The organism is Xanthobacter dioxanivorans, from assembly GCF_016807805.1.
GTDB classification, from domain to species: domain Bacteria; phylum Pseudomonadota; class Alphaproteobacteria; order Rhizobiales; family Xanthobacteraceae; genus Xanthobacter; species Xanthobacter dioxanivorans.
Genome location: NZ_CP063362.1, coordinates 3,044,902 through 3,068,499, shown reverse-complemented (window position 1 = coordinate 3,068,499; position 23,598 = coordinate 3,044,902). Strand labels below are relative to the sequence as shown.

Genomic DNA, 23,598 nt, shown 5'->3' with positions numbered 1-23,598 from the left:
CCGCCTCAGTTCTGCGGCACGAGGCTGCAACCGCCGCCATTGAGCGGCTTGAAGGCCTGGTCCCCGGGGGTTTCCCCCTTCTTCTCATAGAGATCCCACGTGCCCTTGGACTGGCCCGGCGCCTTGACGCGGAACAGGTACATGGGATGGATCTTGCGGCCGTCGACCCGCACATAGCCCTTGCCGAAGGCGAGGTCGTCGGTCGGCAGCTCCTTCATCTTGGCGACGATGGCGCGCCCGTCGGCATCCCCGCCCACCGCGGCGACGGCCTTGAGATAATGCAGGACGCCGGAATAGACCCCGGCCTGAAAGGAGGTCGGCATGGCGCCCCCGTGGCGCTCGCCGAACGCCTTGGCGAACGCGCGGGTGTCATCGTTGAGGTCCCAGTAGAAGGGCTCGCTCAGATAGATCCCCTGCCCGCTGGAAAGACCGAGGGAGCGCACGTCGGTCAGGTAGACCGCGAGCCCGGCGATCCGCTGCCCGCTTTGGGTGATTCCGAATTCGGCCGCCTGCTTCATCGCATTGGTGAAATCGCTTCCGGCATTGGCGAGGCCGATGACCTTCGCGCCCGAGCCCTGGGCCTGCACCAGGAAGGAGGAGAGGTCGGACGTGCTGAGAGGGTGCCTCACGGAGCCGACCACGGTGCCGCCGGCATCCTTCACGATCTGCCCGGCCTCGCGCTCCATATCGTGCCCGAAGGCGTAGTCGGCGGTGATGAAGAACCAGCTCGTTCCTCCCGATTTCACCACCTCGGTGCCCGTGCTCTTGGCCAGGCTGTAATTGTCCAGCGTCCAGTGCACGTGGTTGGGCGAGCAGGAATCGCCGGTCAGGCGGTTGCTGTTCGAGGTGGTGATGACCGCGACCTTGTTCTTCTCCTTCACCAGGCCCGAGAGGGCGAGGGCGATGGAGGAATTGGGAATGTCCGCGATCATGTCGACGCCGCCGACATCGAGCCATTGCCGCGCGATGTTCAGGCCCACGTCCGGCTTGTTCTGGTGATCGCCGGTGACGATCTCGATCGGCACATTGCCGATCTTGCCGCCGAACTGCTCCACCGCGATCTTCGCGGCCACCACCGAGCCCGGCCCCGCCATGTCGGCGTAGATGCCCGACTGATCGTTGAGCACACCGATGCGCAGCACGCCTCCGGTGAACTCGGCCGATGCGGGGCCCGCCATCAACGACAAGCAGCCTGCGGCCAGCGCGATCCATCTGTGATGCATGGTCGACCTTCCTCCCTCCCGTGGCATGTCTGCGCATGCCCTTGGCGCCGGCGATGCGCCGGGGACCCGAACCATCGGGACCACGACCAGCTCGACTCATTAACTTTTCTCAATTTGTGAGATAAGTGTCAATACTCAAGCCAGGCCGATGCAGCCCTGGGGAGGCACGATCCGGGCGCGGCGCGGCGGACCTTCAATGGATATGCAGCCCGCCATTCACATCTATGGCGGCGCCGGTGATGTAGGCCGACAGGTCGGACGCCAGGAACAGGCACGCGGACGCCACGTCGCCCGGCGTGCCGAAGCGGCCGAGCGGAATGGTGGCGACCACCTTCTCGCGCAGCGCGTCGTCGTAGCCGCCGGCGGTCATGCCGGTCATGATGACGCCGGGATTGACCGCATTGACGCGGACGCCCGCCGGCCCGAACTCGCGGGCCATGGACTTCACCAGCGCCAGGATGGCGCCTTTCGATGCCGCATAATGCGGCCCGCCCATCAGCCCCCCGCCCCGCTGGGCCGCGACGGAGGCGATGCACACGACCGCGCTCCCCCGGCTCATCAGGGGCAGCACCTGCTGCGACATCTGCAGCGTGCCCCTCAGGTTCACGTCCAGGACGAAGTCATAATCCGCGCGGGAAATCTCCAGCGTGCGCCGGGCCTGCACCACGCCGGCATTGTTGAGCAGCACGTCCACCCTGCCCCATCGCTCCCGCACCGCAGCGACCGCCGCCGCGCACGCGGCTTCCGAGCGCACGTCGGCGACCAACGGCAGCGCCGCTTCCCCGATCGCGGCGGCCGCGGCCGTCACCGCGTCCGCATCGCGATCCACGAGGGCCACCTGCGCGCCGTGCCGCGCGAACAGCTGCGCCGCGGCATGGCCGATGCCATCGAGGCTCCCGGCTCCGGTCACGATGGCGATCTTGCCCGTCAGAAACATGGTCCCCTCACCCAATGCCTGAGCCTCAACCCATATAGGCGCCGCCGTTGACGTCCAGGATCGCGCCGCACATGAAACTTGCTCCCGGCGAGCAGAGAAAGGCGAGCGGCCAGGCGATCTCCTCCGGCTTGCCGAAGCGGGGCACCGGCATGGACTTGAGGGCTTCGGGATTGGCGGTGGCCACCATCCGCGTCAGCGTGGAGCCGGGCGCCACGGCGTTCACCAGCACCTCGGGCGCGGCGCGGCGCGCCAGCCAGCGCACGAAAGTGTGGATCGCCCCCTTGGACGCCGCATAGCACATGGGGGAATGGGCGTAGGTGCCGCCGGTGTGGGCGGCCACCGAGCCGAGCAGGACGATCCGGCCCGCGCCGTGCGCCTTCATCGCCGGCAGCAGCGCCCGGGCGAAATGGGCCGGCCCGGCGACATTGACCGCCATCACCTCGGCGAACATGCCGTCCCAGTCGTCGGCCAGCCACTCCTCCTTGGGAAAGATGCCGGCGTTCAGGATCGCCGCCTGGATCGGCAGGTTGCGGGCACAGAAGGCCTCCACCTGAGCCCGGACCCGGACGTCGCAGGTCTCGTAGACGTGCGTGCGGCCGCCGTCGCGCGGCAGCTCCTCCAGCAGGCCCGGATCAGCACAGACGTCGGTGAGCACCATCTCGGCGCCGAGGGAGGCGCACAGCCGGGCGGTGGCGGCGCCGATCCCGCCGGCGGCGCCGGTCAGGAGGATGCGCATGCCGGACAGGTCGTAGGGAGCGATCATGGAGATATCCGCATGAGGACGCGAGGGGACGATGGGCGGACGCGCGATGGCGCACGCTCCGGGCGGGAACGTCGGGGATAGGGAAGGAGCGCGCGGGGCGGCCCGGTTTCAGCGGACCGGCAGCGACCGCCGGCCCGTTCCCCGCCGCCGGCCCGGGGGAAAGGCGGGGCCGCCGGCACGCGGCTGGACGGACCGGGATCGGTCGGCGCGGCGCATGGTGGTTCCTTCCCCGTGGACGCCGACCGCCAAACGTGGCGGACGCCTAATGTGACATTATTATTATATTGTGAGATTAATTATGATAGCGGAACCCGTCAATCCCGTTCGCCACTCCAAGTTCGCGCTCCCAAGCTCGCTACTCCAAGCTCGCCACTCCAAGGGCGATATGGCGCGAGGCGCGCGGTGGCACGGCGCAATCCGCTCCGGCGACACCCGTCGGCGGCGGCCCCGGCGCACCCTGCACCCGTCTCAACCTGCGCCCGTCTTGGAAACGCTCGATTCGCGCATTGTGACACTCGTGGTAAATTTCAATGATGGCCGGCGCGGCCTATACTGCTGGGAAAAGCGCCCGTTCCCAGCCCCGGATTGCGGCGGAGCGGGCGTGGCGCACCGACCGACGTCGACTGGAACCCCGTCCATGAGCAGCCTCGACAAGATGTTGAAGATCCTGGATCTCTTCGACGAGGGGCAGATGAGCATCCAGCTCGACCACGCGGTCCAGGCCACCGGAGCGTCCCGGGCGACCGCGTATCGCTACATCCAGTCCCTGTGCGGCTGCGGCCTGCTCGCGCCCGCCGTCGGCGGCAGCTACGTCCTCGGTCCGCGGGTGATCGAGCTCGACCGGCTGGTGCGCCGCGCCGATCCGTTGCTGACCGGCGCGAGCAGCCTGATCCGGGACGTCAGCGCCCGCCTCGCCATCAACATCATGCTGTGCAGCTATTACGGCGACAAGGTCATGTGCGCCGACCTCGTCTGGCCCGACCGCTCCATTCCCGAGATCTACGAACGCGGCCGGCCGATGCCCATGTTCCGCGGCGCCATGGCGAAGACCATCCTCGCCCATCTCACCCCCTACCAGTTGCGCAACATGATGCTCTGGCACGGCGACAAGATCCGGGAAGCCGGGCTCGGCGACACCTGGGACCAGTTCCGCTCGCGCATGGCCCGGCTGCGCAAGGACGGCTACTGCGTCACCCGCGCCGAGGTGGTACCCGGCCTCGTGGGTATCGGTGCCCCGGTCTTCGACGCCGACGACAGGATCCTGGGCAGCGTGGTGTTCGCCGTGTCCGAGGCCCGCTTCGACGCGTCGCTCACGCAGGGGTTCGTCACCGAGATCGTGGACCTCGCGTCCCGAATCACCCGGGCGATCGCGGGAAGCGCCGCCGGTAGCGGAACGGGCTCCAAGCGCACGCCCCGCCCGCGCAAGATTCGCGCCGGATCGGACGCGGGCTTCGACGTCACGTCCACCGGATAGGCGCCCGCCTTCCCGGCCCGGCGGCTCACCCCGCGGCCAGGAAGCCGCCGTCGATGGTCAGCACGCGGCCGTTGACGAACGCCGCCGCGGGGGACGCCAGGTAGAGCACCGCGGGGGCGAGATCCTCCGGCTGCCCCCATCGCCCGCCCGGCACGCGGTCGAGCATCCGGCGGGTGAAGGCCTCGTCGTCCTGCAGCGCGCGGGTGAACTCGGTGGCGATGAAGCCGGGGGCGATGGCGTTGCAGGTGATCCCGTGCGGCCCGAGCTCCACCGCCAGCGCCCGCACCAGCGATGTCACCCCGCCCTTGGCCGCGGCATAGGCGGCGAGCGCCGGCTTGGGCTGCCGGGCGGCGATGGAACCGAGCATGACGATGCGGCCATACCGGCGCTCCATCATCCGCGGCACCACCGCGCGGGTGACCAGGAAGGCCCCGTTGAGATGGGTGTCGACCACCGCCCGCCACTCGTCATAGGTGAATTCGTGGAACATCTTGCGGCGCTGGACCCCGGCATTGTTGACCAGGATGTCCACTGCCCCGAGCCGCGCCAGGACCTCCTCCATCGCCGCGCCGACCGCGGCCTCGCAGGTCACGTTGAAGGCGGCGCCCGAGGCGCCGTGGCCTCGGGCGGAGAGCTCGGCCACCCGCGCCGCCACCGGGCCGGGTTCAAGATCGTTCAGCACCACGTGCGCTCCCGCGGCCGCAGCGGCCTGGGCGATGCTCCAGCCGATGCCGCGTGCGGCGCCGGTGACGAGGGCCACGCGTCCGGCCAGGGAAAGCGGGGCCCGCTCAATCGAGGAACTGGTCATCGGCTGTTCCTTTCCAGCCGGCGCGCCCGCAGGCCGGCCCGGCCGGTCCCGTTCAGGAGATCGAGAGGCCGCTGTCGACGGGGAAGACATGCCCGGTGGTCCGGGCCGCCGCGTCCGAGGCGAGAAACAGGGCGGCTTCGGCCACGTGGAGCGGCTCCACCATGCCGAGGAGATGCGCCGCCGTGAGCTTCTGCGTGACCTCCAGCTTCTCCAGCTGCGCGACGACGCGCGGGGTGCGGGTGGTGCCCGGCGCCACGGCGTTCACCCGCACGTTGTGCGGGGCGAATTCCACCGCCATGGAACGGGTCAGCGCCACGATGCCGCCCTTCGCCGCGGTATAGGCGTCCTTCCCCGGCCAGCCCATGAGCGCAACCACCGATGCGGCGTTGATCACCGCGCCACCCCCGGCCCTGATGAGCTCGGGTATGCCGTAGTGGCAGACGAGCCAGGTGCCGAACAGGTCGAGCTTGATGGCCCGCCAGAATTCGTCGGCGTCCGCGCGCGTCACGTCGTCGTCGCGCGTCGTCGAGCCGCCGGCGTTGTTGTAGAGGACATGCAGCCGGCCATAGGTGGCGACCGCGAGATCGACCGCCTTCTTCACGCTTTCCGCATCGGTCACATCAGTGTGGGCGAACACCGCCTCGCCGCCCGCGGCCCGGATCTGCGCCACGGCCTGCCGGCCCTGCTCCTCGTTCAGCTCCGCGACCACCACGCACGCGCCGTTGCGGGCGAACAGCTCGGCCGCGCACTGGCCGATGCCCGCGCCCGCACCGGTAATGAGGGCGGTCTTGCCTTCCAGGAGCTTCATCTTTCCTCCGATCCATGCGCGGCCCGGAAGGGCACATTTTTGTTATTACTTATTTTTATTATAATATGAGTTTTTTAACACGCACGGAACGCCCCTGGCAAGGGACTGGCTCCCGGCGCTGCGAAAACCCCGGCGGGTGCCATGAGCGTTGGGGTGCGCCGGCTGCGCGTGGCGGACATCTGGACGAAATTCGCAGCGACCCGCCGCCCCGCCTGGCTGGAGGCGGACACCCCGCCTCGGCCGCGCTGCCGGCGTTCTCGTCCACCAGGGACATCTGCGAAAGGGCGGCGCCATGCTCCTCGCGAAGGCTCGCAAGGCGGCTTTCGCCATATCCATCTGGGGATGGCGTGTCGCGGAACGCCCTCAAGGCCGAGGACGCATCGGGGGGCGAGCGGGGCAATATGCGCAATTCGAAGGATGATCGTCGGCCATCGCGAACGACGCCATCCGCACCGTGGCGCTGGTGGCGGCGACCAGATTGTCGCCAAGGCCTTCGCCATCGAGCCCTGTGCCGCGGCCCGCATCAACCAGAGCGGCGGCGCCTTCGTCCAATCGGGTGGCGGCACCGCCGCCCTCAGGGGCTTATCGCCCGGCACCGGCGTGTCGGACATGCCATGCCCGATCTCATGAGGACCGACGGCGTTACCGGCTCGCGCGGCACCCCCAGGCTCACGGAAGCAGCCGGCCTCCCGGCGTCCAGCCCAATGTGTGCCGTGGCCGGCACCCATGCCGTGAAGGGGGCGCCGGCGGCTCACCGAGAGCGTTTCCCCGTTTCACGGAATCGGGGAAGCGCCCCCAGCCGGCGCCGGGGCGGGTCAGACCTTCTTGAGCCCTGCGAGCACCTTGTCCACGCCGCCAATCGCCACCTTGACGTTCACCTGCCGCCCGTCCTGGAGCCGGAAGGCCACGGTCGCCTCCTTGGCGGCGGACAGGTCGTTGGCGAGGGCCTGGTCGTAGGCGAGGCTCGCCTCGCATTCGCTCGTGGAACACCATTGGTACGCGAGCTTGCGGGTGTTCTGGCCGATGACGAGGTCGACCCCGTCGCGCACCAGAATGCCCGTAGGGGTGGTGATCGCGATGGTGGGCACATCCTTGCCGTCACGCCCGATCTTCCACACCACCACCACCCGCTTCGATTGGGCGTCGGTGACGCGCAAGATGCCCCAGCAGGCCTTCTTGCCGGTCTTCGCTCCCGCCGCGGGAGGGGCCTCCTGACAGGTGAGCACCCAGCCCTCGAAATTAGTGGTCTCGGTCTTGACCGGGCCGGTGGGCTGGGCCGGCGCCGGTGTGGCCTGGGCGGCCGCGCCCGGGGCGGGCCGGGCCGGCGGCTGCTGGCTCTGGGCTTCCGCCACCGTGCCGGCGCCGCCTGAGAGCATCACCGCCAGCGGTGTCACCGCAATCAGCGTCGCGAGCACACAAAAAGACTTGGCGAGGTTCACGTGCCGCCTCCGGGATGGCCGACGCGGCAGTCACTGGCGCGTCCGTCGGACTGAGATGGGAAGAGCGGCGCACCGAAGCGCGCCGCCCTTTCAAACTTGCACACGCCCGGGCGCGGGTCACCACTGGTAACGCACGCCGCCCTTCGCGCTGCCGGCGGTGTAGCTGTCGCCGAACTTCACGTCCGCATTGGCGAAGCCGTTCCAGCCGTTGCCCTTTCCGAAGATGTTGACGCCCACGCCGACCTCGCCGAACAGGCCGTCGAAGGTGTCGACGGTGGAGAACGGCAGGCCCGGGTTGAACACCGTGACCGCATTGTCGCCCAGGAACTCGTACCAGAGGCGGCCGGTGAAGCTGGTCACCACGCTGTAGGTGGCGGCGTCGTACACCTGCGCCCCGACCCGCCCACCGACGCTGCCGCGCAGGCTGTCGTTGTTGCCGAAGTCGACGAAGGTGGACGGCACCAGCGCCAGGTTCGAGATGTTGGTGTTCACGTAGCTGAGGGTGCCGAGGGCGTCGAAGAAGCCCGAGGTTCCCCACGTCCAGACGCGGTAGCCGGTGTCGAGGCTGAAGCCGAGGTTCCGGACGTCCGTGGACTGGCCGAAGTAGCCGGCCCCGAGCAGGGTCGGCGCGTCATAGTCCATGGAGAGGAAGTCGCCCTTGACCAGCGCGTCGAAGTACCACTTGTCGGTGATGTACGAGGCGTAGGCGCCGACCGTGCCACCCGAATAGGTCGCCGACGTGGGCGAGGCATCGAACGAGAGGTCGGAGGCCACGTAGCCGCCGAGCACGCCGAACACCACCGCGTCGTTTTGCGTCGCCACACCTTCCTTGCCGAAGTCGGCACCCGCCATGAAGCCGTAGATGTTCTGGCTGTAGCTGGTGTCGAAGCGGTAGAGGCTGCCGAAGGCGCTGAAGCTGTCGGAAGCATCGCGCGAGCCCCAGCTGCCGATCACCTTGCCCCAGATGCCGGGGGTGACCGAGCCGGGAGCGCCGCCCACGGCCTTGATGCCTTCCTTGGTCACGAGCTGGGTCGTCGTGCCCTGCAGGTAGGAGCGCAGGTCCGCCTGCCGGTCGAGCCACACGCCGGTGGTCTCGTGCCAGATGGCCTGGGCGCCGGTGACGAGCTTCGGCAGCTCGAACACCTCCTGGTCGGGCAGGCCGACCAGGTACTGGTCGTTGCCGATCACGGCGAGGTCGTAGAAGAACAGGCCCTTGTCGATCACGCCGCCGAACTTCGCCGCGTAATTGGCCGAGGCGGGATCGATGTAGAAGCTCTCCGGCAGCGTGGTGCCGGCGGCGCTCTGCACGTCCACCACCTGGATGCCGGCGAGGTTCAGGGCGCCGGGCCCGGCATTGACGTCATTGATGAGCAGCGCCGTCTGGCCGGTGGTGACGAGGCCGGCGATCTCGGCGCCGTTCACGTCGAGGCCGCCCACCGCCAGCACGTCCGAGGTGGAGCCCGGCGCGCCGAGGAAGCTGTCGAGCCCCACGGTGCTGTTGCCCACCCCGTTCCAGGTGCCGCTCACATAGGTGTTGTCGCGGGCGCCGTTGAAGGCGATCTGCCCCGGCGTCTCGTCGATCATGGTGAGGAGGCCGCTCTGGAGGAAGAGCGGGTCGCCGTTGTTGAACGTCTCGAGGCTGTTGAAGCGGGTGCTTTCCGCCACCGCCCCCTGCAGCGCCGTGACGATGCGGCCATCGTTGTTCAGAACGTCCGCGCCGCCGCCGAAGTAGTTGTCGCCGACGGTGACCCAGGTGTTGGAGCTCAGGTTGTTGAAGATGTCGGCATTGTCGGTAAGCCCGATGCGGCCGACGATGGTGCCCGAGTTGGTGATGGTGGTGGCGCCGCCATCGGTGTCGATGACGATGTCGCTCGCCGCCACGATCAGGCCGGGGAGATTGACGCCGCCGGTGAAGCTCCAGGAGCTGACCAGGGCGCCGGACGCCACGGTGATGTTGGTAGCGTCGTCGCTGGCGATGGAGACCACCGCCTCGGCCCAGCTCTTGCCCGAGCCGATGACCGCGGCGTTGGTGCCGACATTCACCGTGGCGATATCCGCGGAGAAGATGCGGATGCCGTTGCCGACCCCGCTCTCGTCCGCGTCGCCGCGGACCACGGACGACGTGCCGGTGGTGATGGTGACATTGTCCCAGCCGCCGGCGCGGATGCCCTTGTCGTTGCCGGAGGCCACCGAGAGGCCGCCGGTGGTGACGGTCACGTCGTTGCCCGGGCCGAAGGCGAAGTTGGTGGCCGTGATGGCATCGTCGCCGGCGAAGATCCGGGCCCCGGTGCCGGTGTTGACGTAGACGTCGCCCGTGCCGGCGAACTTGCCGGCGACGACGCCGTCTCCGCTCGCCTGCAGGAAGCTGTTGACGCCGGTGTCCACGGTGGCGTCGCCCGAGGTGCCGATGGACTGGGCCTCGATGCCGGTGGAGCCGGAGAAGATCTGGCTGTTCACGCCGGTGACCACCGTCGTGTTGCCGGTTCCGAAGAAGTGCCCGGCGAAGATGCCCGCGCCGGCGGTGATGGTGCTGTCCATCCCCGTCTGCACCAGCACGTTGCCGTCGCCGAAGGACTTGCTGGCGATGATGCCGAAGTCCTGGGCGTCGATGATCTTGTTGGTGGCGAGCTTCACCGTCACGTCGCCGGTGCCGAAGAGGCTATTGGCCTCGATGCCGTTGGCGGTGGTGGAGGTGATGTTGGCGTTGGCGTTCACCGCCACCGCGCCGTCGCCGGCCTTCAGGATGAAGATGCCGTTGTCGGTGGCGGTGATGGCGGCGTTGTTGGTGACGGTCACGTCGCCGGTGGTCAGCGCCGCCGAGAGGACCTGAATGCCCTCGTCGCCGGCGGTGATGACGCCGTTGGTGACGATGTCGATGTTGCCGCCGCCGAGGTGGCCCACCGAGATGCCGTCGTCACCCGCATTGATGGTTCCGGCGGCGGTGGTGGTGATGGCGATGGGGCTCTCGCCGAAGGCGATGGCGAGGATGCCGTCGCCGCCGGTCGCCGCGCCGCTCAGGCCGCCGATGGGGCCGTTCACGTCGATGGAGGTCAGGCCGTCGCCGAGCTTGAAGGTGAGGATGCCGATGCCATCGGACTTGATGGAGCCCGCGGCATTGATGTTCACGTCGATGGCGCCATTGCCGATGTTGGCCCCGACGATGCCGATGGCCGTGGCCTGCACCTCGGCGTTGACGTTGGCGATGGCGGTGCCCGAACCGATGGTCACCGCCGCGCCGCCGATGACCGGAGGATCGATGATGCCGTTGATGGTGAGCGTGGCATTGCCCGAGCCGCCGCCGATGGCCGCGGCGCCGATGATCCCGCCGGGTGCGACGCTGACCTTCTGGTTGACCGTGACCTCGGTCTCGCCGCCGGTGTTGAGGCCGACCACGCCCGCCACGGCCGCGTTGACCGTGCCGTCGGTGACGACCGTCACCTTCTGGCCGGCGCCGATATTGCCGCCGAACACGCCGATGCCGCTCGCCGACGTCACCGCCGCCAGGGTGTGCACGTCCACCGTGCCGCCGTTGCCGATGGAGAGGGCGCCAACGCCGAGCAGGTCGCCACTGACGGCCGCGTCGGTGAGGACGGTGACCGCGTTGTTGTCGCCGAAGGCGAGGCCGGCCACGCCGAAGCCGTCGGCCGAGGTCACGGTGGAGAGGGTGTGGATGTCGAGAGAGCCGCCGGTGGCGCCGAGGATGCCTCCGACGCCGAGGAGCCGGCCCGCGACCGCCTGCTCGGTGGTGACGGTGACGACGTTCGGACCGGCGCCGATGGCGCCGCCGAACACGCCGAAGCCGTCGGCCGAGGTTACCGTGTCCTTGGTCAGCACGGTCACGGTGTTGGCGTCGCCGAAGGCCAGCGCGCCGACGCCGAGGTAGCGGCCGGTGACCGCCTTGTCGGTGGTGACGTCAATGGTGTTGGAGCCGAGACCCAGCGCCGCCACGCCGAAGCCGTTGGCGGAGGTGACGATGTCCTTGGTCTCGACGGTGAGGGTGCCGCCCGTGCCGCCGATGACGCCGCCGACGCCGAGCAGGTCGCCGGAGACCTCCTTCTGGGTGGTCACGGTCACGGTGCTGGCGCCGGTGCCGATGGCGCCGCCCAGGACGCCGAAGCCGGAGGCGGATGTGACCTTGGCCAGCGTCTCCACCGTCACGGTGGTGCCGTTGCCGCCGAGGTTCAGCGCGCCCACGCCCAGCAGGTCGCCGTGCACCTCCTGCTGCGTGGTGACGTCGATGGTCTGGCCGGTGCCAATGCCCAGAGCGGCGACGCCGAAGCCGTTCGAGGAGACGACCTTGTCCTCGGTCACGATGGTCAGCTGCGAGCCGGCGCCACCGATGAGGCCGCCGACGCCGAGGAAGGTGCCGTTCACCTGCTCGCCGGTGGTGACGTTGACCACCGAATTGTCGCCGATGCCGGCGCCCACCACGCCGGCGCCGCCGGAGGTGATGGCCGCGGTGGTGGTGACGTCCACCTGGCCGTTGGCGCCGATGGAGAAGCCGCCGACGCCGAGGATGCCGGAATTCACTGCCGCCGAGGTGGAGACGGTGACGACGTGGTTGTCGCCGATGCCACCGCCCAGCACGCCGATGCCGTCGTTGGAGATGGCCGCGGAGTTCTTCACGTCCACCGTGGTGGCGATGCCGGCGAGGTTGTCACCGATGACCACGCCGCCGACGCCGAGAAGGCCGCCGGAGATGGCGCCGGTATTGGTGACCTTCACCTGGCCGTTGTCGCCGACGACGAGGCCGGCCACGGCCGCGCCCTGGGTGGTGATGGCGCCGGAATTGGTGACGCCCAGCGTGCCGCCGGTGCCACCGATGACGCCGACGACGCCGGCGATATCCGCATTGACCGACGCCTGGTTGTCGACGGTCACGGTGTGGTCGGTGCCGAAGCCGGCGCCAAGCACGCCGATGCCGGAATTGTTGAGGATGGCGCCGGAGTTCCGCACCTCCACCGTCGTGCCGGCGCCGGGGCCGATCGCGACGCCGGCGACGCCGAGGAAGCCGCCGTTGATGGCGCCGCCGTTGGTCACCGAGACGTTGGTGCCGAGGCCCGACCCGTCGAGGTCGATCGCCGCGCCGAGCACGCCGATGCCGCCGGTCTGAATGGCGCCGATATTGTTGACGGTAACGGTCTCCACGCCGGTGCCGTCGCCGATCACGATGCCGCCCACGCCGAGGAAGCCCGCCGAGACCACCGCGAGGTTGTTGACCGACACGTCGTTGCCATTGCCGACGGCGAGGCCGAGCACACCCACCTGGTAGTCCTCGACTACGCCCTTGTTCTCGACGTTCACGTCGAGGCCCGCGGCGTTGTCGCCCACCTTGATGCCGGCGATGCCCACCAGGGGAAGGGCGCCGACGCTGGATTCCACCGTGGCGCTGTTGTCCACGTCCACGCGGCCGTTGCCCACGTTGAGGGCGAGGATGCCGACCACGTCGGCGTCGATGTTGCCGGCGGTGTTGGTGGTGGCGGTGCCGTTGCCGATGGCCACCGAGGCGACGCCGATCAGCGGCGGGTCGATCACGCCGGAGAAATTGACGGTCGCGTCGCCGTTGTTGGCAATGGCGCCGACGCCCACGAGACCGCCCTGCGGTACCTGCACCGTGCCGTTGGTGGTGACGGTGACGTTGCCGCCGGTGTTGAAGCCGAGCACGCCGCCCATGGTGCCCGAGACGCTCTCGGTCTCCACGTTGACGGTGCCGCCGGTGCCGATGGAGCCGGCGAGGACGCCGAAGCCGCCGGTGGCGTCCACGTTGTCCTTGGCCTCGACGTTGACCTCGTTGCCGGTGCCGATGCCCACGGCGAGGATGCCGTGGCCGTTGTTGGCGGTCACGTCGTCGTCGGTCTCCACATTGACGGTGGCCTTGCCGGTGCCGACCGCCGAGTTCCAAGTGGAGGGATCGCTCGGGTTAAAGCCGGCGAAGTCGCCGACGCTCGCGCCCATGGCGAAGATGCCGTTGCCGCTGGTGCCTTCCACGTCGCCGGAGACGTCGACCGTGGTGTTGGCATTGCCGTTGAGGCTGCCGGAGAGGGCGAAGATGCCGTTGGAGCCGCCGGTGATGTCGGCGCTGCCGCGCACCGTGGTGGTGGCGGTGTTGGGGCCCCCCGACACCGGCGCGGTGATGGCTGAGGCGAAGATGCCGGCACCCGTGCCGCCCATCACCGTTCCGCCGTTGGCCGTCACGGTTGTCGTCGCGTCCACGCCGATGCCGCCGAGGCCGATGGCCGACGCCGTGGCGTTGATGCCGTTGGTGCCGCCGGAGACGAAGGTGCCGTTGGTGGTGACCGACGACACCGCGGGCACCTGCAACGGCCCGGCGGAGATCCCCACGGCGGTTGCGTTGATGCCGTCGCCGGACCCGCCCATGACGGTGCCGCCGGCGAACTTGAGATCCAGGTCGGCGCCGAGCGCCGCGACGCCGTTCGTCCCGCCGGTGTAGAAGCCGTTGTTGGCGATCAGATTGACTTCCGGTGCGATGAAGCTCGCGCCGTTGCCGCTGGTGCCGGAGAAGAAGCCGCCGTTGGTCGTGGCGTTGATGGTGCCGCCGCTGGTGATGACGAGGCCGTTGGTGCCGCCGCTCACAAAGGCGCTGGGCGTGGAGGAGAAGGTGACGCCGGTGACGCCGGTCAGATTGATGCCGTCACCCGTCCCGCCGGTCGCCGAGCCGCTGAAGCCGGTCATCGTGAGGCCGAGCAGCGAATTGTAGACGATGCCGTTGGTGCTGCCGGTGAAGACCGCGCCAGTGTTGTTGCTGGTGAGCGTGGTGTAGGAGGTCACACTCAGCGCCGTGCCACCGGGGGCAGTCTGCACCGTGGCCCCCGCTCCGGCGACTACCGTCACCGGCCGCAGATCCAAGGCGTTCAACGGCGTGTAGGTATAGCCGTTGGGGTCGTCGCCCGTGCAGGTGACGGTTACCGACAGAACGCCGCTTGAGGAGCAGGCCGCGTTGGCCTGGCCCGGCTGGATCACCGCGGCCAGAACCGTCGCCAGCGCGGAGCTGAGGAGCAGCGCCTTCATGCGTCCGCGGTTCACCGAGGGATGCACGTGCGCGCCAGAAAGGATGGTGCCGCCCGAATTGACCATCTTCACCCCCAAGTTGCGACCGAGCTCAATCCGGCCACGACACGTTTCATTCGGCCGCACTGCCCGTGCGGCCGCTTGGCGAGGGCGCAACACGGCACCCTCGCAACTGACCGGAAGCTAGCCGGGCGTCGGCGGCGTTTCTCTGCATCTGGCGAATAGTTACTACTCAAAAAGCGAATCTCATCACATTCCCGCGGGGTGTTGCACATCTGCCATGCGCTCTATTTTTCATTATAAAACAATTTACTATACCATACCGTGTATAGATTTTGGTATTTTAATACCAATCTTTGTTGAGTATTTTGATCCGTAAATAACGGTATTATGGTAGTTATTATTGCATTAAAATTCTATTTGTCGTGATGTTCGTCCGCTGACGGGGGCGATGGACTCACGATGGAGGAATTTCTACAGATTTCGCAGTCGCAATATTTTAGTATTGAATGGGCTGCCGACTCTCTTACCAATACTCCTCTGCGGCACGACGGGACCGTTCCGCCCCCCGGCAAGGCCAAGAGCGTTAACGATGAGTTAACTTCCTGCTCAATTGCCCTGCAGGATGTGATCATTGTTTATGCAAAGATCGAGCGATCGGGAATTCTGCGGATCGTGCCGCGTGGCCGACCGGTAACTCTGGCTGCGCGCATCAGCGAATCCTCGAATCTACGATGGGATCATGCGGAGCCGCTCGACACCGGAGCGAACGACGTGTCCTTGGGCACCATCCGCACCACGGTCGAGATCAGGCTGCCGCCGGCTGAGGCGACATTCGTGCTTGCTCCGAGCGACCTGGTCGCCCAGCCCGAGGTCCGCTTGCCGCCGACCCACGTCCCGGCCGGGACGCATCCGGCGCTGGACGTCCTCATGGCGCAGGCATCCACCCTCGTCGGCCGCAGGCTGACGCCGACGCTGGCGCAGGTGTGCGAGGCCAGCTTGCGCGGTCTTCTCACGGTTGCTCTTGCGGGCGGCACCCCCGCGAAGGCCCGCCCGGACGCACCGGATCGGCTCTACCGCGAGGTATTGCTCGATATCGCCGCCAATTGCGGGCGCCACGATTATGGCGTCGTCCAGGTGGCCCAGCGGCACAAGATCAATGTGCGCACCCTGCAGAAGATGTTCCAGAAGCGCGGCACCACGCTCAAGGAGCATATAACCGCCTCACGGCTTCAGCTTGCGCGCGACGCCCTGCTCGATCCGGCCAATGCCGACAAGAAGGTCTCCGACATCGCCTTCGAGGCGGGCTTCAACGATGTCAACACCTTCAACCGCCTGTTCCGCAAGAGATTTGGCCGAACCCCCTCGGCCCTCCGCGCCCAGCCCTCCGGATCCCCGGCCGAGCCCGCGGCCTGAGGGGCGCGCGAGGAGGGCCCGCCGGCCCCCAACGCCCTCGGACGGTTGCGGAAGCGATTCGGACGATGGTCCAAGCGGGCTCTTCGACCGCTTTCTGCGGCCACGTTGAAACGTCCTGCCCGCGGCGCCGTTGATAACGGGTAGCAACCACAGGACGGAGGGCGCCATGGCGCAGGACAATCACTCCCGTGAGGGGGGCAAGCCGAAGCATTCGCAGGGCGGCCTCGTCGGCAACTATCAGGAGAGCGAGCGGGAAGAGGCCACCGGGCACGACGGGACGTGCGAGCGCGCGCCCGGCGGCCTCGTCGGCAACCACCAGCAGGGCCAGCCCGGGTGCGATCCGCAGGGCAACACCGCCGGCCGGCAGCCCCCGCCAAAGGACGGCGAGCTCTCCCCCCACGAGACGTCCAGCGACAGGACCAAGAGTAAAGGCCAAGAGTAAAGGCCAAAGAGGGGGAGGGGCAGGAGTGGGGGGGCAGCAGCGAATAGCCAAAGTCGAGCCGTCGCGTGGCGATAAGACCAGGCGGCCGCCGGTGAAGGGCGCCGGGTTTGCCGGAGATTCCAACTGGACCGCCGCGCCGGCGCGCAGCCGTGCCGCGACGATCGCACCACGTGGACTTCCTCGTCTCATCGAAGGCGGGCGCAGCGAGCGCGAACCTCGTCGTTTGCCCGGGACCTCGCGGGACAGATGTGGGGATGCTTGATCCCGGGTTTGATGGCGTGAATCGCCGCATCGCCGAGCGTGCGGATGGGTGCGGCCAGGATCTGCTTCTCCATGGCCTCCAGCTCACCCTCGCACGCGGCGGGGCGGGGGTCGGCTGCCGGAACGGTGGGGTTCGGCATAGGGATTGCTCCAGCGGCAATCAGCATTCAATGTTGAGGCGCCAGTAGCGAGCCCGGCCCCCTTCAGCATAAAATGTTGAGCGACATGACCCCAGCACAATGCCGAGCAGCCCGCGCGCTCCTCGACCTGACCCAGCCCGCTTTGGCAGATGCCGCCCAACTTGGCCTGTCCACGATCGTCGATTTCGAGCGCAGCCGCAGGGCCGTCTCTGCCGAGGCTGCCGGCGCTATCTTCGTTGCCGAGAACGGCGAGGGACCTGGCCTGAGGCTGCGGAAGCTGGCGCCGTTGGCATCCCGATGACCCGGCCACGGCAACACTTATGACGCCGATCTGTACAGCGGGGACGAGCCTCATGAAGTACATCGTGTCAATTGCCGTGATCGGCATCCTGCTTCTGCAATGGACCGGCGCCATTCCTCTGGACAGCGTCGGCGGGGCGATGGTGATCGCGGCGGCTGTTTTCGTCGGCGCGCTGGCCGTCGCGATTCACGAGGCCTGGACGAGGAAACGGGGTGTACTTGGCTGGATCGTGAACATCGTCGTCTCATTCGTCGGCACTTTTCTGGTCGCCCCTCTCGGCGGCATGGTGATGGTGATGCTCCTCCTTCCGTTTATGGATGGATCTTCGTCGCTGGCCGCCGCGGGGGGTCCCCAGATGTCCGTCGCGCTTGCCGGCCAGATGGCCATCGCGCTGTTGGGATCATGGGGCGCGCTTTGGCTGGTGAACCGGTGGCGATGAGCATGTTCAGTGGCGCGTGTGCGGCAGCCACGACTGCTCGTTCGGCACGCATAGTCTTTCCGTCCACTCGGCACGGCGTCACGGCCGGCCGCGCCCAACCGATGCCTGCAAGCGGACGGCGGGGTCGCGGGCTTGGCGTACGCCCCTGAAGCCCGGAGGACCTGCCGCATCTCGAACCGGAGCTGCGCGCAAAAAGGGGAGAACGCATCCGACCTGACGTTGCCCCTCTGAGGTAATCCAGCTTGAAGTTCATGCTGGCCATCGAGAGGATCAGAACATGCGCCGCAGCCGCTTCACGGATAGCTTCCTCGCAGCCCTCAAGCTCGCCGCAGCCCGCATCTGGATCAAGGCGTTATGAGTCCTCTGCCTAAGTGGCGGCGGCTTTTCCCACTGACATTCTGGCCGTCAGCAGCAGGGACGTCAGCCGCTCCGAAATCGAGCGAATGCGCTGCTTCTGCGGCCGCGGCCTTCAGATCAGCAGCCAACGCGCGGATACGAGGCGCATCGAGATCGTTGGTGAAAGCGATGGCCGACAGCGCGCTTCTCGCAAGGCCATCTGGCCCGCAAATAGGGGCTGCCACCGTAGTGAAGTTGCGATTGTAGCGGCTGATATCGACGGCATAGCCGTCAACACGCGCGGCCCCTGCCTCCGCCCAGAACTGTTCGAAGCTCGGCGGATCTTGCCAGCGCAGCTCCTTGAACATGGCATGGATGTCCTCTTTGGGGAGCCCGAGATGGCCGGCGAAGCAGCGCCCCAGGGCTCCGATCAGTGAAGGCAGGCGCTGTCCGATCGTCATATAGACTCGGAGCGGCACCGGTGCCTCCGCGATGTCGATCAGCAGGACTCGGCTCGGGCTGATCAGCCGCCAGAGGATCACGGTCACGGAATGATCCAGCGCCACGCGCGCGAGATGGGGGTGAAGCAGACGGACGAAGCTCCCGCGCCGCAGCACGCTGGTCGCAAGCTCCAGCACGCCGATGCCCGGCGAGTACTTCTTCGTGGCGGGATCGAACAGGGCGAGACGCTCCTGTACCAGCGTGCGGAGCAGGTTGAAGCAGGTGCTCTGGCTGATGTTCAAATCGCGCGCGATCTGGATCACGCCAGCCGGTTCGGGCTGGGCGTTGAGATACCGAAGAATTGCAATTCCCCGCACCAGAGCGGGAACCGTCGCGACAGGACCTTCCGATCTGATCATTCCGTATGCTGCATATAATTCTTTGGGAAGAATGAGGCAGCATAGGGGACTGGACCACGTTCCACAATCCGGCGAACCTGCGCCGAACTCGGTGATCGATTTGGGGCGGTGCGCCCGGGGGAAGCAAACTCCGCGCTACCTGCCGCCGCGTTTCCGCCGGATGGGCTTGGCCTGAGCCGCGCCTTGCTGTTCTGCGAAGAGGCCGCCGGCCAGCAGCTTACCGTAGGCGGACAGCACATGGTCCGGCACAGTCGTGACGCTTTGGTCGGTGTCTGTATAGGCATATCGCTGGCTGAGGTAGCCGCGTGCGCCCATCAGCATATGCACGAGAACTTCGATTTCCTCGTCACTGAAAGCCTGCACCTCGCCTTTCTCGCGGCCGCGCCGAAGCAGGCGAGCGTAGGCGCCGGCAACGGTTCGGATATGTTGCTGGTAGCCCGCCGGCGCGAAAAGCTCCGCTTCGTTAAGGATGCGCAGAAATTCTGGCACCTCCTTCAGATAATCGAAGAAGGCCCGGAAGCGGTCGGCTTCCCGCACCGCCTCGGATCCCTCCCCGCGTGTGCGCTCCTGAATGAAGCGCAGCATGTCCTTGCCGATCTCCGGCAGAAGCTCGTCGAGCAGATCCTGCCGCGTGACGAAGTAATTGTAGAATGTGCCCTGTGCCACGCCGGCCTCGGCCGTGATCCGGGACACGGATGCTTCGGCATAGCCGAGCCGACCCACAACCTTCCGCGCCGCGTCGAACAGCTTCTGCCGGGTCAGCTCGTTGCGCTCGGCGCGCGTAAGCTTGGTGCGGGCAAGCTTGCCCTTTGTCGGCAGCCGGGCGGATGTGGGCATGGAAAACACTCTGGCGGGGTCAGGACAGCAGTTCATCGCGCAGCACGCGCTTCAGAACCTTGCCGGATGGATTGCGCGGCAGCTCGTCCCGTAGCACGAGATCCTTAGGAACCTTGAAGGCCGCTAGCCGCGCCCTGCAGTGCGCGACGAGCGTTCGAAGGTCAAGCTCGGCGCCTTCCTCCAGCGTGACCACTGCCACCGGCCTCTCTCCCCATTTTTCGTCCGGCACCCCGATGACGGCCACCTCGCGCACCGCCGGCAACTCGTAGATCACCCGTTCCACCTCAGAGGAGGCGATATTCTCCCCACCAGAAATAATAATATCCTTTTTTCGATCGGTGAGGAAAAGGAACCCGTCGGCGTCCAGGTGGCCCACGTCCCCGGTACGGAACCAGTCGCCGAACCGGCAGGCCGCCGTCTTCTCGGGGTCTCGCCAGTAGCCGCGCGTCACTTTGGGGCCGCGCACGCAGATCTCGCCCGTCTGGTCGGGTCCGAGGCGGTTGCCCTCATTGTCGTGGATCTCGATCTCCACATGTGCGAGGGCGCGGCCGGTCGAGCCGATCTTCTCGATTTCGCGCCCCGGCTCCATGAAGGTGTCGCCGCCGCAGGTCTCGGTGAGCCCGTAGGCATCGATGTAGCGGGCGTTGGCGAAACAGGCAGAGAAGCTGCGGATTCGCGATTCCGGTGTGCGCTCCCCGCCGCCGATGACCCATTCGAGGCTCGAAACGTCGTAGTTCGCGCGCCCGGGGCAAGCCAGCACCGCGCTCATCATCACAGGCGCGAGCCAGGCACCCGTGAGCCGGTCGGCGGCGATGGCGGCGAGCACCTCATCCGGCGCAAAATCCCGCTGGATCGAGAGGAGGCCCCCGACCCAGAGCACGGCGATGCCGGGCAGGTCGAAGGCGCCCACGTGATAGAGCGGGCCGACCACGAGCAGGCGCGTCTCACGCCCGAGGCCGAGGGCCAGGATGTGATCGGAGGACTTCCAGTAGAAGTTCTCGTAGCTGTGCATCACACCCTTCGGTCGATCGGTGGTGCCGGAGGTGTACATGAGGCGGAAGAGGTCGCCCGGCGCGCGGCGGACTCCCTCAATTCGTGGCGATCCCGGGAACAGGCGGCGGGCGTCCGTCCGCGCGGCACGATCCACGATCAGCACGCGTGCCGGACCTGCGGCGTTGCTCTCCAGCTCGTCGTCGGCGAACAGGAGCTTTGCGCCCGAATTCTCGACGATATAGGCCACCTCGTCCGCGGACAGTCGGAAGTTGATGGGCAGGAAGACTGCTCCGACGTGGCTGGCGGCCAGCGCCAGGTCGAGGAATGCGGCGCTGTTCCTCATCAGCACCGCCACCACCTCGCCCGGTTCAACGCCGTGCGAGAGCAGCCCGGCGGCGACGCGCTCCGCCCGGTCCAGAAGCTCACCGTAACTGACGCTGTGTCCCTCGAAGAGCACGGCCGGCCGGTCCGGATCGACCTTGGCGTGATAGGCCACGAAGCTCGTCAGGTTGATCATAGCGCGCCGTCTCCCTTGGGCGTTCGCGGCCGTGGGTGCCGGCCGTCGATGGATTTTATGATTGATGACTCATAGTTCATTTTTTAGTTGACGTCACCGCCTTCCCTCCCCGATTGTGTACCTGCGCAGCGTAAGACTGCGGCGATGGGCAGGAGCGCCGCCGGCCGGGAATTCCTTCCCTGTGGATCGGCGAGCGGGAGGAGACAATGAGCGATTCCAGGGGGAATTGTGTCAATCGGCGCGTGGCGCTGAGCCTGACCCGTCCGTGTCCGTGCTTAGCGCGATCATCGAGACCGACACCGCCGCCGGCTCCCTCGTGCACGAGCAGCGCATGACGCCGTAGGACTACACCTCCGACATCAAGAGCCTCGCCGCGATGCTGCGCCGGATCGGCGCCGAGGAGGGCGTGGCGCCAGAAGCCTTCGACCGTGTCGAGGCCTCCGCGGATGGCCTGCCGTCGGGCCGCATCGAGGACATCGTCGAGGCATTCCAGACGGTCTCCGCACGCATCGCCGCAACAAAAAATGAATAATGACTCATAATTCATTTTTCGTTAGACAGATTCAGCTCTTCGCGAGGTACCCATGACCGAGGCGCCCACCTCTCCCCCCAGCGACGGCGCCGCCAACACCGGCGCGCGCGTGCTCGGCCTCTACCGGCAGCTCCTTCTCATCCGCAGGGCCGAGGAGCGGCTGATCACCATGTTCGCCGACGGCGAGGTGCCTGGCTTCATCCACCTTAGCGTCGGCCAGGAGGCGGTGTCCGTGGGGGTGATGAGCGCGCTCGGGGCGCAGGACACCATCGCCTCCACCCATCGCGGGCATGGCCACGCCATCGCCAAGGGACTGCCGCTCGACGGCTTCTTCGCCGAGTTGCTGGCGCGTGACGAGGGCCTGTGCCGCGGCCGCGGCGGCTCGATGCATGTGGCGGACATGAGCGTCGGCATGCTCGGCGCCAACGGCATCGTCGGCGCCGGCCTGTCCATCGCGCTCGGCTCGGCGCTCGCCCACAAGCGGCTCGGGCGCGAGCAGGTGGCTGTGGCCTTCTTCGGCGACGGGGCGCTCGCCGAGGGATTGCTGCATGAGTGCATGAACATGGCCGCCCTGTGGCGTCTGCCTCTGCTGTTCGTTTGCGAGAACAACGGCTGGAGCGAGTTCCTGCCCAGCTCCAAGCAGATTTCCTTTGCGCTCGCGGACCTCGCCCGGGCCTATGGCATTCCCCACACCCGGATCGACGGCAACGACGTGGTCGCGGTGGCTGATGCGGCCGCCGACATCGTTGGCGCGGTCCGCGCTGGCGGCCCCGCGGTGCTCGAATGCATGACCACGCGCGTGCGGGGGCATTTCGAGGGCGATGCGCAGAAATATCGCGACCCGGACGACCTCGACGCCCTGGGCCCGCTCGATCCCATCCGGGTCGCGGCGCTCCTGCTCGCGGGCCTCGGTGTCGAGGATGCCGCCCTGAAGGCGGTGGCGGACGAGGTGGAGAGCCGCATCGAGGCGGCGGTGGAGGCTGCCCGCAAGGGCCATGATCCCGATTTCGCTGCGGCGTACGCGGACGTCTACAGCCCGGCGGAGGCAGTGTGATGGCGGAAGTGCGTTACCTGCACGCGGTCAACCGCGCCCTCGCGGACGCCCTCACCGCCGATCCGGCGGTGGTGGTCTTCGGCGAGGACGTGTCCGAGGCCGGCGGATCGTTCGGCGCAACGCGCGGCCTGCGCGGCCGGTTCGGCGAGGACCGAGTGTTCGACACGCCCATCTCGGAAGCCGCCATCGCCGGCGCGGCGGTAGGCGCGGCCCTGTCCGGGCTGAGGCCGGTGTTCGAGATCATGTTTATGGATTTTACCACGCTCGTCATGGACGCGATGGTGAACCAGGCGGCCAAGGCCCGTTTCATGTTCGGCGGGCAATCCTCGGTGCCGCTGGTGATGCGCACGCCCCACGGCGGCGGGCTCGGCGCCGGGCCGCAGCACTCCCAGTGCCTCGAAGCCTGGTTCGCCCATGTGCCGGGCCTCAAGGTGGTGTGCCCGTCCGATCCATCGAGCGCCTATGGCCTGCTGCGCGCCGCCATCGAGGATCCGAACCCGGTGGTGGTGGTGGAGAACAAGGCGCTCTACGCCATGAAGGGCGAGCTCCCCGACACGCCGGAGCCCATGACCATCGGCCGCGCCCGGACGCTGCGCACGGGGCGGGACCTGTCGTTCGTCACCTACGGCGCCGCCGTCCATACCTGCATGGCCGCCGCGCGGGACCTCGCGGCGGAGGGGATCGAGGCCGAGGTGATCGACCTCCTGAGTCTCCAGCCCTGGGACTTCGACGCCGTGCTGGCCTCGGTCAGCCGGACCCACCGCCTGGTGGTCGTCCACGAGGCGGTCGAGGCGTTCGGCCCCGGTGCAGAGATCGCGGCCCGCATGGCGCTGGACGGCTTCGACGAGCTCGACGCCCCGATCATGCGGGTGGGCGCGCCCTTCATGCCCGTTCCGTTCTCCAAGGCGCTCGAAGGCGCCTACATCCCCTCGGCCGCGGCGGTGGTGAACGCCGCCCGCCGCGTCCTCGCCTGAGCTTCGGAGAGTGCC

At 67.7% G+C, this 23,598-nt stretch carries 20 protein-coding genes; 9 read left to right on the top strand and 11 right to left on the bottom strand.

All coding sequences use genetic code 11. From position 1 onward, the window contains the following. Window positions 1-5: 5 nt before the first annotated feature. The 3 genes from EZH22_RS14360 to EZH22_RS14350 form a co-directional block, all read right to left on the bottom strand. Window positions 6-1,223 carry an ABC transporter substrate-binding protein gene (locus tag EZH22_RS14360; protein WP_203196245.1) on the bottom strand — a complete coding sequence of 406 codons (1,218 nt, stop codon included), beginning with the start codon at window positions 1,221-1,223 and terminating at the stop codon, window positions 6-8. Window positions 1,224-1,416: 193 nt separating this feature from the next. Beyond that, entirely contained in the window at window positions 1,417-2,160 is a 744-nt protein-coding gene (locus EZH22_RS14355) for an SDR family NAD(P)-dependent oxidoreductase (RefSeq protein WP_203196244.1), read from the bottom strand. Between the two features lie 25 nt (window positions 2,161-2,185). Next, window positions 2,186-2,923, bottom strand: coding sequence for an SDR family NAD(P)-dependent oxidoreductase (locus EZH22_RS14350; RefSeq protein ID WP_203196243.1), 738 nt, complete (start codon window positions 2,921-2,923; stop codon window positions 2,186-2,188). A 637-nt stretch (window positions 2,924-3,560) separates the two neighbouring features. On the opposite strand from EZH22_RS14350, the gene EZH22_RS14345 reads away from it, so the two are divergent. Next, window positions 3,561-4,397 carry an IclR family transcriptional regulator gene (locus EZH22_RS14345; protein ID WP_203196242.1) on the top strand — a complete coding sequence of 279 codons (837 nt, stop codon included), beginning with the start codon at window positions 3,561-3,563 and terminating at the stop codon, window positions 4,395-4,397. A gap of 25 nt (window positions 4,398-4,422) precedes the next feature. Here EZH22_RS14345 and EZH22_RS14340 read toward each other — a convergent pair whose 3' ends face one another. Together EZH22_RS14340 and EZH22_RS14335 are read right to left on the bottom strand one after the other, a co-directional pair. Continuing rightward, a complete protein-coding gene (locus EZH22_RS14340; RefSeq protein WP_203196241.1) occupies window positions 4,423-5,205 on the bottom strand; it encodes an SDR family NAD(P)-dependent oxidoreductase in 783 nt (260 codons plus the stop codon). A 52-nt stretch (window positions 5,206-5,257) separates the two neighbouring features. Then, on the bottom strand, window positions 5,258-6,013 hold the full coding sequence (locus EZH22_RS14335) for an SDR family NAD(P)-dependent oxidoreductase (RefSeq protein WP_203196240.1): 756 nt from the start codon (window positions 6,011-6,013) through the stop codon (window positions 5,258-5,260). A 417-nt stretch (window positions 6,014-6,430) separates the two neighbouring features. Here EZH22_RS14335 and EZH22_RS14330 point away from each other — a divergent pair, with 417 nt between their 5' ends. Further along, a complete protein-coding gene (locus tag EZH22_RS14330) occupies window positions 6,431-6,643 on the top strand; it encodes a hypothetical protein (protein ID WP_203196239.1) in 213 nt (70 codons plus the stop codon). A 185-nt stretch (window positions 6,644-6,828) separates the two neighbouring features. On the opposite strand, the gene EZH22_RS14325 is transcribed toward EZH22_RS14330, so the two are convergent. Both EZH22_RS14325 and EZH22_RS14320 read right to left on the bottom strand, forming a co-directional pair. Next, window positions 6,829-7,452 (bottom strand): invasion associated locus B family protein, encoded by a 624-nt coding sequence (locus tag EZH22_RS14325; protein WP_203196238.1) that lies wholly within the window; start codon window positions 7,450-7,452, stop codon window positions 6,829-6,831. A 117-nt stretch (window positions 7,453-7,569) separates the two neighbouring features. Continuing rightward, a complete protein-coding gene (locus EZH22_RS14320) occupies window positions 7,570-14,547 on the bottom strand; it encodes an autotransporter outer membrane beta-barrel domain-containing protein (protein ID WP_203196237.1) in 6,978 nt (2,325 codons plus the stop codon). 396 nt (window positions 14,548-14,943) lie between these two features. Between EZH22_RS14320 and EZH22_RS14315 the strand changes: the two genes are divergently transcribed. Next, window positions 14,944-15,897: a helix-turn-helix transcriptional regulator gene (locus EZH22_RS14315; protein WP_203196236.1), complete on the top strand. Its 954-nt coding sequence runs from the start codon at window positions 14,944-14,946 to the stop codon at window positions 15,895-15,897. A gap of 166 nt (window positions 15,898-16,063) precedes the next feature. Then, window positions 16,064-16,339: a hypothetical protein gene (locus tag EZH22_RS14310; protein ID WP_203196235.1), complete on the top strand. Its 276-nt coding sequence runs from the start codon at window positions 16,064-16,066 to the stop codon at window positions 16,337-16,339. 185 nt (window positions 16,340-16,524) lie between these two features. On the opposite strand, the gene EZH22_RS14305 is transcribed toward EZH22_RS14310, so the two are convergent. Further along, complete coding sequence (locus EZH22_RS14305) at window positions 16,525-16,740, bottom strand: hypothetical protein (RefSeq protein ID WP_203196234.1); 216 nt, start codon at window positions 16,738-16,740, stop codon at window positions 16,525-16,527. An 85-nt stretch (window positions 16,741-16,825) separates the two neighbouring features. On the opposite strand from EZH22_RS14305, the gene EZH22_RS14300 reads away from it, so the two are divergent. Together EZH22_RS14300 and EZH22_RS14295 are read left to right on the top strand one after the other, a co-directional pair. Next, window positions 16,826-17,041, top strand: coding sequence for a helix-turn-helix domain-containing protein (locus EZH22_RS14300; RefSeq protein ID WP_203196539.1), 216 nt, complete (start codon window positions 16,826-16,828; stop codon window positions 17,039-17,041). A gap of 52 nt (window positions 17,042-17,093) precedes the next feature. Next, window positions 17,094-17,480 carry a hypothetical protein gene (locus tag EZH22_RS14295; RefSeq protein ID WP_203196233.1) on the top strand — a complete coding sequence of 129 codons (387 nt, stop codon included), beginning with the start codon at window positions 17,094-17,096 and terminating at the stop codon, window positions 17,478-17,480. Between the two features lie 344 nt (window positions 17,481-17,824). Here EZH22_RS14295 and EZH22_RS14290 read toward each other — a convergent pair whose 3' ends face one another. From EZH22_RS14290 to EZH22_RS14280, 3 genes are all read right to left on the bottom strand, one after another. Next, window positions 17,825-18,676 carry an IclR family transcriptional regulator gene (locus EZH22_RS14290; protein WP_203196232.1) on the bottom strand — a complete coding sequence of 284 codons (852 nt, stop codon included), beginning with the start codon at window positions 18,674-18,676 and terminating at the stop codon, window positions 17,825-17,827. A gap of 135 nt (window positions 18,677-18,811) precedes the next feature. Then, window positions 18,812-19,513 carry a TetR/AcrR family transcriptional regulator gene (locus EZH22_RS14285; protein ID WP_203196231.1) on the bottom strand — a complete coding sequence of 234 codons (702 nt, stop codon included), beginning with the start codon at window positions 19,511-19,513 and terminating at the stop codon, window positions 18,812-18,814. A gap of 19 nt (window positions 19,514-19,532) precedes the next feature. Beyond that, window positions 19,533-21,023: an AMP-binding protein gene (locus EZH22_RS14280; RefSeq protein ID WP_203196230.1), complete on the bottom strand. Its 1,491-nt coding sequence runs from the start codon at window positions 21,021-21,023 to the stop codon at window positions 19,533-19,535. A 376-nt stretch (window positions 21,024-21,399) separates the two neighbouring features. Here EZH22_RS14280 and EZH22_RS14275 point away from each other — a divergent pair, with 376 nt between their 5' ends. Genes EZH22_RS14275 through EZH22_RS14265 form a run of 3 tightly spaced genes read left to right on the top strand, consistent with a single transcriptional unit; the run spans window position 21,400 to window position 23,583 of the window. Further along, entirely contained in the window at window positions 21,400-21,555 is a 156-nt protein-coding gene (locus EZH22_RS14275; RefSeq protein ID WP_203196229.1) for a hypothetical protein, read from the top strand. A gap of 52 nt (window positions 21,556-21,607) precedes the next feature. Further along, window positions 21,608-22,609 carry a thiamine pyrophosphate-dependent dehydrogenase E1 component subunit alpha gene (locus EZH22_RS14270; protein ID WP_203196228.1) on the top strand — a complete coding sequence of 334 codons (1,002 nt, stop codon included), beginning with the start codon at window positions 21,608-21,610 and terminating at the stop codon, window positions 22,607-22,609. Continuing rightward, window positions 22,609-23,583 (top strand): alpha-ketoacid dehydrogenase subunit beta, encoded by a 975-nt coding sequence (locus EZH22_RS14265; RefSeq protein WP_203196227.1) that lies wholly within the window; start codon window positions 22,609-22,611, stop codon window positions 23,581-23,583. The genes EZH22_RS14270 and EZH22_RS14265 overlap by 1 nt, the downstream gene beginning before the upstream one ends. The last annotated feature ends 15 nt before the right edge of the window (window positions 23,584-23,598 follow it).

Bases quoted from the DNA above. Each gene is read 5' to 3' on its own strand.
- EZH22_RS14350 (WP_203196243.1), bottom strand. From the start codon at position 2,923: ATGATCGCTCCCTACGACCTGTCCGGCATGCGCATCCTCCTGACCGGC.
- EZH22_RS14330 (WP_203196239.1), top strand. From the start codon at position 6,431: ATGATCGTCGGCCATCGCGAACGACGCCATCCGCACCGTGGCGCTGGT.
- EZH22_RS14265 (WP_203196227.1), top strand. From the start codon at position 22,609: ATGGCGGAAGTGCGTTACCTGCACGCGGTCAACCGCGCCCTCGCGGAC.
- EZH22_RS14345 (WP_203196242.1), top strand. From the start codon at position 3,561: ATGAGCAGCCTCGACAAGATGTTGAAGATCCTGGATCTCTTCGACGAG.
- EZH22_RS14270 (WP_203196228.1), top strand. From the start codon at position 21,608: ATGACCGAGGCGCCCACCTCTCCCCCCAGCGACGGCGCCGCCAACACC.
- EZH22_RS14315 (WP_203196236.1), top strand. From the start codon at position 14,944: ATGGAGGAATTTCTACAGATTTCGCAGTCGCAATATTTTAGTATTGAA.
- EZH22_RS14320 (WP_203196237.1), bottom strand. From the start codon at position 14,547: ATGGTCAATTCGGGCGGCACCATCCTTTCTGGCGCGCACGTGCATCCC.
- EZH22_RS14340 (WP_203196241.1), bottom strand. From the start codon at position 5,205: ATGACCAGTTCCTCGATTGAGCGGGCCCCGCTTTCCCTGGCCGGACGC.
- EZH22_RS14280 (WP_203196230.1), bottom strand. From the start codon at position 21,023: ATGATCAACCTGACGAGCTTCGTGGCCTATCACGCCAAGGTCGATCCG.
- EZH22_RS14305 (WP_203196234.1), bottom strand. From the start codon at position 16,740: ATGCCGAACCCCACCGTTCCGGCAGCCGACCCCCGCCCCGCCGCGTGC.
- EZH22_RS14275 (WP_203196229.1), top strand. From the start codon at position 21,400: ATGCTGCGCCGGATCGGCGCCGAGGAGGGCGTGGCGCCAGAAGCCTTC.
- EZH22_RS14335 (WP_203196240.1), bottom strand. From the start codon at position 6,013: ATGAAGCTCCTGGAAGGCAAGACCGCCCTCATTACCGGTGCGGGCGCG.
- EZH22_RS14310 (WP_203196235.1), top strand. From the start codon at position 16,064: ATGGCGCAGGACAATCACTCCCGTGAGGGGGGCAAGCCGAAGCATTCG.
- EZH22_RS14300 (WP_203196539.1), top strand. From the start codon at position 16,826: ATGACCCCAGCACAATGCCGAGCAGCCCGCGCGCTCCTCGACCTGACC.
- EZH22_RS14285 (WP_203196231.1), bottom strand. From the start codon at position 19,513: ATGCCCACATCCGCCCGGCTGCCGACAAAGGGCAAGCTTGCCCGCACC.
- EZH22_RS14360 (WP_203196245.1), bottom strand. From the start codon at position 1,223: ATGCATCACAGATGGATCGCGCTGGCCGCAGGCTGCTTGTCGTTGATG.
- EZH22_RS14290 (WP_203196232.1), bottom strand. From the start codon at position 18,676: ATGATCAGATCGGAAGGTCCTGTCGCGACGGTTCCCGCTCTGGTGCGG.
- EZH22_RS14295 (WP_203196233.1), top strand. From the start codon at position 17,094: ATGAAGTACATCGTGTCAATTGCCGTGATCGGCATCCTGCTTCTGCAA.
- EZH22_RS14355 (WP_203196244.1), bottom strand. From the start codon at position 2,160: ATGTTTCTGACGGGCAAGATCGCCATCGTGACCGGAGCCGGGAGCCTC.